Source organism: Bradyrhizobium sp., assembly GCF_035935975.1.
Classification (GTDB): Bacteria; Pseudomonadota; Alphaproteobacteria; order Rhizobiales; family Xanthobacteraceae; genus Bradyrhizobium.
In genome coordinates this window covers 37,170-45,910 of record NZ_DASYWN010000042.1, presented here as the reverse complement: position 1 = coordinate 45,910, position 8,741 = coordinate 37,170, and the positions used below count along the sequence as shown (strand labels likewise).

Here is an 8,741-nt window from a genome sequence, read left to right as displayed (position 1 = left end):
GATCGCAAGGAAAATTGTGCCATTATGGTCGCTGGTGAGCGTGCCTACAGTCGATGCTTGCATCTGACCCTCCGTGGGTTCGAGTGTGGAAACCCAAACCTACCGGAAAGGCCACGCTCACCGCCCCATGGAATCTACGATTCCCCGTTTTTCTCAGCTTCTCCGCGCAAGAAGCCGCATGCTCCCGCATCACATGATCGCAAGCGTTGAATTCTCAACGTGCGAGATATTTTTGGCATGAGCGACAAGGCCGTCATCACCTGCGCGCTGAACGGCGTGCTCACCGACCCGAAGCAGCACAACGTCCCCGTGACGCCCGAGCAGATGGCGAGCGAGGCCAAGGCTGCGTTCGATGCCGGTGCGTCCGTCATGCACATCCATCTGCGCCAGCAGGCGCCGGGCAAGGGACATCTGCCGTCCTGGGAAGTCAGCGTCAGCAAGGAGATCCAGCAGGCGATCCGCGAAGCCTGCCCCGGCGTCATCATCAATCACACGTCGGGTGTGTCGGGGCCGAACTATTCCGGCGCGCTCGATTGCATCCGCGAGACCAGGCCGGAGATCGCCGCCTGCAACGCCGGCTCGCTGAATTATCTGAAGGTGAAGGCCGACAACACCTGGGCCTGGCCGCCGATGATGTTCGACAACGCGGTCGAGAAGGTGAAGGACTATCTCGACGTCATGAACGCGGTCGGTACCATCCCCGAGTTCGAATGCTTTGACGTCGGCATCGTCCGCTGCGTCGGTATGTATCATCAGGTCGGCATGTATAAGGGGCCGCTCGAATATAATTTCGTGATGGGCGTTGCCTCGGGCATGCCTGCTGATCCCGAACTGCTGCCGATCCTGATCAAGCTGAAGCGCCCGGAGGCGCAGTTTCAGGTCACCGCCATCGGCCGCGAAGAGATCTGGCCGCTGCACCAGTGCTGCGCCGAGCTCGGCGGTCACTTGCGCACCGGTCTGGAGGACGCGTTCTATCTCGCCGACGGCAAGAAGGTGACGTCGAACGGCCAGCTGATCGAGGCCATCGCCGCCTGCGCCCGCCGCGCCGGCCGCGGGATCGCAAGCCCCGCCGAGGCGCGGAAGATCTTTGGGACGAACAGGTAGGGTATCGCCTCACCCGTCATTGCGAGCGAAGCGAAGCAATCCAGAATCTTTCCGCTGCGGCAGTCTGGATTGCTTCGTCGCTCCGCTCCTCGCAATGACGAGCAGGATTGAATCATGTCCATTCTCGAAAACACCATTTCCCCCGGCAGCGCCGCGTACCACGCTAACCGCGACGGCATGCTCGGCCTGATCGACCGCATGCGATCGCTGGAGGAGCGCACGCGGGCGGCGTCCGCGGCCGCCAAGGATCGCTTCCACAAGCGCGGCCAGTTGCTGCCGCGCGAGCGCGTGGCGCTGGTGCTCGATCCCGGTGCGCCCTTCATCGAGCTGTCGACGCTTGCCGGCTACATGTTCGACGTGCCGGATGCGGCCAAGAGTGTGCCGGGTGGCGGCGTGATCGCCGGCATCGGATTCGTCTCCGGCATCCGCTGCATGGTCAGCGCCAACGACGCCGGCATCGATGCCGGCGCGCTGCAGCCCTACGGCCTCGACAAGACGCTGCGCGTGCAGGAGCTGGCGCTGGAGAACAAGCTGCCTTACGTCCAGCTCGTCGAAAGCGCCGGCGCCAATCTGCTGCGCTACCGCGTCGAGGACTTTGTCCGCGGCGGCAACATCTTTCGCAATCTCGCGCGGCTCTCGGCGGCGGGCCTGCCGGTCGTCACCGTCACGCACGGCTCGTCCACCGCGGGCGGCGCCTACCAGACCGGCCTGTCCGACTATATCGTCATGGTCCGCGGCCGCACCCGCGCCTTCCTCGCCGGGCCGCCGCTGCTGAAGGCCGCAACCGGCGAGATCGCGACCGAGGAAGAGCTCGGCGGCGCCGAGATGCACACGCAGGTGTCCGGTCTCGGCGACTATCTCGCCGAGGACGACCGCGACGCCCTGCGCATCGCCCGCGAGATCATGGCCGCGTTGGAATGGGAACGGCCGGGCCGGGTGGCATCGGAGTTCAAGTCGCCACGTTACGACCAGGACGAGCTGCTCGGCATCATGCCGATGGACCACAAGCGCCCGGTCGACATGAAGCAGGTGATCGCGCGCATCATTGATGATTCCGACTTCACCGAGATGGCGCCGAATTACGGCCCGGCCACCGTCTGCGGCCATGCCCGCATCGAGGGGCAGGCGATCGGCATCATCACCAACAACGGCCCGCTCGATCCTGATGGCGCCAACAAGGCGACGCATTTCATCCAGGCCTGCTGCCAGACCCGCACGCCGATCCTCTATCTCAACAACACCACCGGCTACATGGTCGGCAAGGCCTATGAAGAAGCCGGCATGATCAAGCACGGCTCCAAGATGATCCAGGCGGTGACTTCGGCGACGGTGCCGCAGATCACCATCTATTGCGGCGCCTCGTTCGGCGCCGGCAATTACGGCATGTGCGGCCGCGGCTTCCATCCGCGCTTCTGCTTCTCCTGGCCCAACGCCAAGACTGCCGTGATGGGCGGCGAGCAGGCCGCCGAGACCATGGCGATCGTGACGGAAGCCGCCGCCGCCCGCCGCGGCAAGCCGATCGAGAAGGACAAGTTAGAGGCCATGAAGGCGCAGATCGTCGGCGTGTTCGACGGCCAGATGGACGTGTTCTCGACCAGCGCGCGCGTGCTCGACGACGGCGTGATCGATCCGCGCGACACCCGCGCGGTGCTGTCCGAGGTGCTCGCGATCTGCCGCGAGGGCGATTCGCGCACACCCCAGCGCATGCAGTTTTCGGTAGCCCGCCCATGAGGAACGGATCAGTGCAGCACCGGCCGTTCTTCAGGGTTCTGGTCGCCAACCGCGGCGAGATCGCATTGCGCGTGATGCGCAGCGCGCGGCAGCTCGGCCTCGGCGTCGTCGCGGTCTATTCGGATGCGGATCGCGATGCGCTTCACGTCAAGCAGGCCGATCAGGCCGTGCGCATCGGCGAAGCCCTGCCGGCGCAATCCTATCTCAACATCCCCGCGATCATCGAAGCGGCCAAGGCGAGCGGTGCCGATGCCGTGCATCCCGGCTATGGCTTCCTCGCTGAGAACGAAGATTTCGCGCAGGCCTGCAAGGATGCCGGGCTCGTCTTCATCGGCCCGTCGCCGCAGGCGATCGAGGCGATGGGCAACAAGGCCGGCGCCAAGGAGATCATGAAGAAGGCCGGCGTTCCCTGCGTCCCCGGCTACCAGGGCGCCGATCAGGGCGACGAGGTGATGCTCTCGGAAGCCAAGAAGATCGGCTTCCCCGTAATGATCAAGGCGGTTGCCGGCGGCGGTGGTCGCGGCATGCGGCTCGTGACCGACGCAGAATCTTTCGGCGATGCCCTGCGCAGCGCACGCTCGGAGGCGAAAGCCGCGTTCGGCGATCCCACGGTGATCCTCGAACGCGCGATCCAGAATCCGCGCCATATCGAGATCCAGGTGTTCGGTGACAGCCATGGCAACGCCATCCACCTCGGCGAGCGCGATTGCTCGGTGCAGCGGCGGCACCAGAAGCTGATCGAGGAAGCGCCGTCGCCGGCCGTGACGCCGGAGCTGCGCGCAAAAATGGGCGAGGTCGCGGTCGCGGCGGTGAAGGCGCTGCGTTATGAGGGCGCCGGTACGCTGGAGTTCCTGCTCGATGCCGGCGGCGAGTTCTACTTCATGGAGATGAACACGCGTCTCCAGGTCGAGCATCCCGTGACCGAAGCGATCACCGGGCTTGATCTCGTCGAGCTGCAGCTGCGCGTCGCGCGCGGCGAGGCGTTGCCGATCAAGCAGCAGGACGTCCGTTTCACGGGCCATGCCATCGAGGTGCGGCTCTGCTCGGAGGATGCCGCGCAGGATTTCATGCCGCAGTCCGGCCGCATGGCGCGCTGGCAGGTGCCTGAGAGCGTCCGCGTCGAGCACGCGCTGCAATCGGGCTCGGAGATCCCGCCGTTCTACGATTCCATGATCGCCAAGGTGATCAGCCATGGTGCCACGCGCGAGGAGGCGAGGGGGCGGCTCATCGTTGGCCTCGAGCAGCTCACCGCGCTTGGCGTGACCACCAACCAGGCGTTCCTGATGTCGTGCCTGCGCCATCCCGGCTTTGCGAAGGGAGAGGCGACCACGGCTTTCATCGGTGCGCACCGCGACGAACTGCTGGCGCCGTCGACGAATGCCGCATTCGATACGGCGCTGGCGGGTCTGCTGCTCTACGTCACCAATCCGCGCGCGCCGTCATGGCAGAGTGGCCGCAGCCTGTCGGCGACGTTTCCGCTGCCGGCGAAAATCGAGATCACCGGCCACGCGCACGAGCTTGAGATCACCCGCGAGCGCGACGGCAGCTACATCGTCGCCGACGGCCGGCAGGAAAGGTTCGAGATCGAGCAACTCGACCCCGACGCCATCCGCTTCCGCCATGACGGCGTGATGGACAGCGCAAAATTCCTGCGCGACGGCGATCGGTTGTACGTCCAGCATCGCGGCATCCCGCTCGCGGTAACGGATCTCACGCTCGCTGCGCCCAAAGCTGCTACAAGCAACGGCGGCGACGGCAAGGTCCGCGCCGCGATGAACGGGCGCGTCGTCGCCGTCCTCGTCAAGCCGGGCGACCGCGTCACAGCCGGCCAGCCGGTGATGACGCTGGAAGCGATGAAGATGGAGCACGTCCACAAGGCCGGCATCGACGGAGTCGTCGCCGCGATCGATGTGGCCGAGGGCGAGCAGGTCACGACGGGCAGGATCGTCGCGGAGATCGGGGCCGGTTAGCGCGACGAACGCAGTATCGTAGGGAGGGCAAAGGCGCAAAGCGCCGTGCCCACCGTCTCGCCATGATTGAGAGGTGGTGGGCACGCTTCCGCCTTCGCTCTTCGAGCTACGGCGGACAAGCCGCTTTGCCCACCCTACGCCACCTCCCGGAAATCCAAATGATTTCAATGGCATTTTCACCCGCGAGACCCGAGTGCGATCTCTATTGAACATTGTTCATTCTTGAGCTATAAACGATGAACTTTGTTCAATTTCCCCGGAGCCTCGCATGTTGCGCGCAAACAATCCCGCCCAAGCGACCGATGCCACACTCCCCTCAGTGCTCCGTCGTCTCTCGTTCGGCGCCCTGCAAGCCCGCGAAAAATACCTGACGGCCGCGCTCTTCGTCCTTGCCCTCGTGGCGCTCTTCGCGCCCGCGTTGCCGGCCGCGGGCTGGCACATCCCGCATTTTGTCGACACGCGCGGCTGGCTTGGCGTGCCCAACGCCGGCGACGTGCTGAGCAACCTTGCCTTCCTCGCGATGGGCGTCTGGGGTTCGGAGCGGCTGCGCGCCTGCCAAGATGCGCCTGTGGGTGCGAGCTGGCTTTTCGTGGGATTGATCCTCACCTGCCTGGGCTCGGGCTTCTATCATCTGGACCCCGACATGCCGCAACGGCTCATCGCCGATCGTCTCGGCATGGCGGTGGCGTTCGCGGGCTTTCTCGGCATCGCGGCCAGCGAGCGCATCAGCGTGCGCGCAGGCGAGGCGGTGCTGGTGCTGATGATGGTTGCGGGCCTGCTTGCGGCCTGGGTCGCACGCGAGAATCTCACGCCATGGGTGGTCGTGCAGTTCGGCGGCATGGCGCTCGCCGTGGGACTGGCGTTGACGAAGCCCCGGCCCGGCGCGCTCGGTGTACTGCTGGGCGGCGTGATCTTCTTTTATGTGCTGGCCAAGCTTTTCGAGCTCGGCGACGCCACCATTTTCGAAGCGACAGGGCACCTCGTCTCGGGCCACACGCTCAAGCATCTCTCCGCCGCGCTGGCGGCATGGCCGGTGATCCGGGCGCTACGGACTACTGGCCTCGCCCCGTCCCGTCATTGAGCAAGCACGCCACCTGGTGGCTGTCGCCCGCATCCACCAGCGCCGGCCGCTCCGTCCTGCACCGCTCCATCGCAAACCGGCAGCGGGTGTGAAACGCGCAGCCGGAGGGCGGATTCACCGGGCTCGGCACGTCGCCGTCCACGAGCGGCGCGAGCCTCTTCGCCAGCGGATTGGCGACCGGCACGGAGGCGAGCAGGGCCTGCGTGTAGGGGTGGCGCGGGTTACGGAACAGCTCGTCCTTGCCGGCGATCTCGACGATGCGGCCCAGATACATCACCGCGACGCGGTGGCTGATATGGGCGACCACGGCGAGGTCATGCGCGATGAAGAGATAGGAAAAACCGTGCTGGCGTTGCAGGTCGATCAGCAGGTTGATCACCTGGGCCTGGATCGAGACGTCGAGCGCGGAGACCGGCTCGTCGCAGACGATCAGCCGCGGCTCCAGCGCCAGCGCTCGCGCGATGCAGATGCGCTGGCGCTGGCCGCCCGAGAACTGATGCGGGAAATTGCGCATCTGGTCGGGCCGCAATCCGACCTGCTCGAACAGCTTTGCGACACGCGTCTCCAGCGCCTTGCCGGTTGCGAGCCCGTGCACGGCCAGCGGCTCGCCGACGATGTCGCCTGCGGTCATGCGCGGATTGAGCGAGGCGAACGGATCCTGGAACACGATCTGCATCGAGCGGCGATGCGGGCGCAGCGCCGTCTTGGACAGGCGCGTGATGTCCTCGCCCTCGAGCCGGATCTGGCCCGAGGTCGGCTCCACCAGTCGCAGCACGCTGCGTGCCACCGTCGACTTGCCGCAGCCGGATTCGCCGACGAGGCCGAGCGTCTCGCCGGCGCCGAGCGAGAACGAGACGCCGTCGACCGCATGCACAGTGCCGACCTGCCGCCGCAGCACGCCGGCGCGCACCGGATAATGCTTCTTGAGGTCGGTGACTTCGAGCAGCGCCTCGGTCATGCCACCTCCGCCACTTCAGCCGCGCGCCAGCAGGCGGCGAGATGGCCGCCACCCCAGTCTGTGAGCGGCGGATATTCGGCCTCGCAGCGCTTCACCGCGAGCTTGCAGCGCGGCGCGAAGGCGCAGCCCTTCGGCAGCCGCACCAGCGAGGGCACCGTGCCGGGGATTTCGTTCAGCCGCTCCTGCGCCGCGACGCCCGAGGCCGGCACCGCGGGGATCGAGGCCATCAGCCCACGCGTATAGGGATGCTTTGGCGAAGCGAACAGCGCCTCGACGCTGGCTTCCTCGACCTTCCGTCCCGCATACATCACGATGACGCGCTGCGCCGTTTGCGCGACGACACCGAGATCATGGGTGATCAGCACGAGCCCGGTGCCGAGCTCCTTCTGCAGATCGAGGATCAGCGCCAGGATCTGCGCCTGGATGGTGACGTCGAGCGCGGTGGTCGGCTCATCCGCGATCAGCAGCGCCGGCCGGCACGCCAGCGCCATCGCGATCATCGCGCGCTGGCGCATGCCGCCGGACAGCTGATGCGGATATTCGCGCGTACGCCGCGCCGGCTCGGGAATGCGCACCAGCCGCAGCATCTCGACCGCGATGTCACGGGCTTCCTTGCTCGACAGGTTGCGATGCAGCCGCACCGCCTCGACGATCTGGTCGCCGATCCGGATCACCGGATTGAGCGAGGTCATCGGCTCCTGGAAGATCATGGAGATGCGATTGCCCCTGACCGCGCGCATCTGCGCTTCGTCCAGCGCCAGCAGGTCGGTACCTTCGAGCGTGACTGAGCCGCCGACGATGCGGCCGGGCGGATCGGGCACCAGGCGCATCAGTGAAAGCGCCGTGACGCTCTTGCCGCAGCCGGATTCGCCGACGATCGCCAGCGTCTCGCCGCGTTTCACCGAAAAGGAGACATCGTCCACCGCCCTGAACAGGCCGGAGTTCGTGAAGAACACCGTCTTCAGGTTCTTCACTTCAAGCACGAGATCGGATTTATCAGCCATCAGCCGCGCTGCCGGGGATCGAGGATGTCACGCAGGGCGTCGCCGAACAGGTTTGCGCCGAACACGGCGAGGCTGATCGCGATGCCCGGGAAGATCACCAGCCATGGCGCGGTGCGGACATATTCGGCGGCAGATTCCGAGAGCATGCGGCCCCATGACGGATAAGGCTCGGGAATGCCGAGGCCGAGGAAGGAAAGCGAAGCCTCGGTGAGGATGGTCGAGCCGAGCTGGGCGGTGGCCAGCACGATCAGCGGCGCCAGCGTGTTCGGCAGCACATGGCGGAGCGCGATGCGCGCCTCGCTCATGCCGATCGATTTTGCGGCCTCGACGAAGGGCTGCTCGCGCAGCGCCAGCGTGTTGGCGCGGATGACGCGCGACACGGTCGGGATCAGTGGGATCGCGATGGCGATGATGACGTTCGGCAAGGACGGACCGAGCGCAGCGGTCATGATCAAGGCGAGCACCAGCAGCGGCAGCGCCTGGAGGATGTCGGAGACACGCTGGAACAGGAGGTCCACCCAGCCCGAGAGATAGCCGGAGGTGAGGCCGACGATGACGCCGATGGTGCCGCCGAGCGCGGTCGAGCCGATTCCGACCGCGAGCGAGATCCGCGCGCCATGGATGATGCGGCTGAACACGTCGCGGCCGAACGAGTCCGTGCCCATCCAGTGAGCCCAGTTCGGGCGCGCCAGCGCACGCGCGGCATCGACCGTGAGCGGATCATAGCGCGCGATGAAGTCGGCGAAGATCGCCGTCAGCACGAAGATCGTCACGATGATGAGCCCGGCCGCGCCCAGCACATGCCGCTGCGCCAGGAACAGCACGCGCCGCCAGCCGCCGGTCGCATGCGCCCCGGCACGTCTCAGTTCAACGTCGAAGTCGATCGCGGCCAA

7 protein-coding genes are annotated in these 8,741 nt (G+C 66.2%); 4 read left to right on the top strand and 3 right to left on the bottom strand.

Annotated elements, in window-relative coordinates:
- The first annotated feature begins 237 nt into the window (after window positions 1-237).
- The 4 genes from VGR99_RS26040 to VGR99_RS26025 all read left to right on the top strand — a co-directional run bounded on the left by VGR99_RS26040 (window position 238) and on the right by VGR99_RS26025 (window position 5,886).
- A complete protein-coding gene (locus VGR99_RS26040; protein ID WP_326902521.1) occupies window positions 238-1,104 on the top strand; it encodes a 3-keto-5-aminohexanoate cleavage protein in 867 nt (288 codons plus the stop codon).
- A gap of 114 nt (window positions 1,105-1,218) precedes the next feature.
- On the top strand, window positions 1,219-2,835 hold the full coding sequence (locus tag VGR99_RS26035; RefSeq protein WP_326902520.1) for an acyl-CoA carboxylase subunit beta: 1,617 nt from the start codon (window positions 1,219-1,221) through the stop codon (window positions 2,833-2,835).
- A complete protein-coding gene (locus VGR99_RS26030) occupies window positions 2,832-4,805 on the top strand; it encodes an acetyl-CoA carboxylase biotin carboxylase subunit (RefSeq protein ID WP_326902519.1) in 1,974 nt (657 codons plus the stop codon). Before VGR99_RS26035 ends, VGR99_RS26030 begins: the two co-directional genes overlap by 4 nt.
- 268 nt (window positions 4,806-5,073) lie before the next feature.
- The gene (locus VGR99_RS26025) at window positions 5,074-5,886 is read left to right on the top strand and encodes a hypothetical protein (RefSeq protein ID WP_326902517.1); all 813 of its coding nucleotides are present in this window, start codon (window positions 5,074-5,076) and stop codon (window positions 5,884-5,886) included.
- Here the strand turns inward: VGR99_RS26025 and VGR99_RS26020 are convergent.
- From VGR99_RS26020 to VGR99_RS26010, 3 genes are read right to left on the bottom strand one after another with little or no spacing between them, the layout of a single operon-like run.
- A complete protein-coding gene (locus VGR99_RS26020) occupies window positions 5,858-6,844 on the bottom strand; it encodes a dipeptide ABC transporter ATP-binding protein (RefSeq protein ID WP_326902515.1) in 987 nt (328 codons plus the stop codon). The two genes, VGR99_RS26025 and VGR99_RS26020, sit on opposite strands and share 29 nt — an antisense overlap.
- Complete coding sequence (locus tag VGR99_RS26015) at window positions 6,841-7,848, bottom strand: ABC transporter ATP-binding protein (RefSeq protein WP_326902513.1); 1,008 nt, start codon at window positions 7,846-7,848, stop codon at window positions 6,841-6,843. The genes VGR99_RS26020 and VGR99_RS26015 overlap by 4 nt, the downstream gene beginning before the upstream one ends.
- Entirely contained in the window at window positions 7,848-8,741 is an 894-nt protein-coding gene (locus tag VGR99_RS26010; protein WP_326902511.1) for an ABC transporter permease, read from the bottom strand. The genes VGR99_RS26015 and VGR99_RS26010 overlap by 1 nt, the downstream gene beginning before the upstream one ends.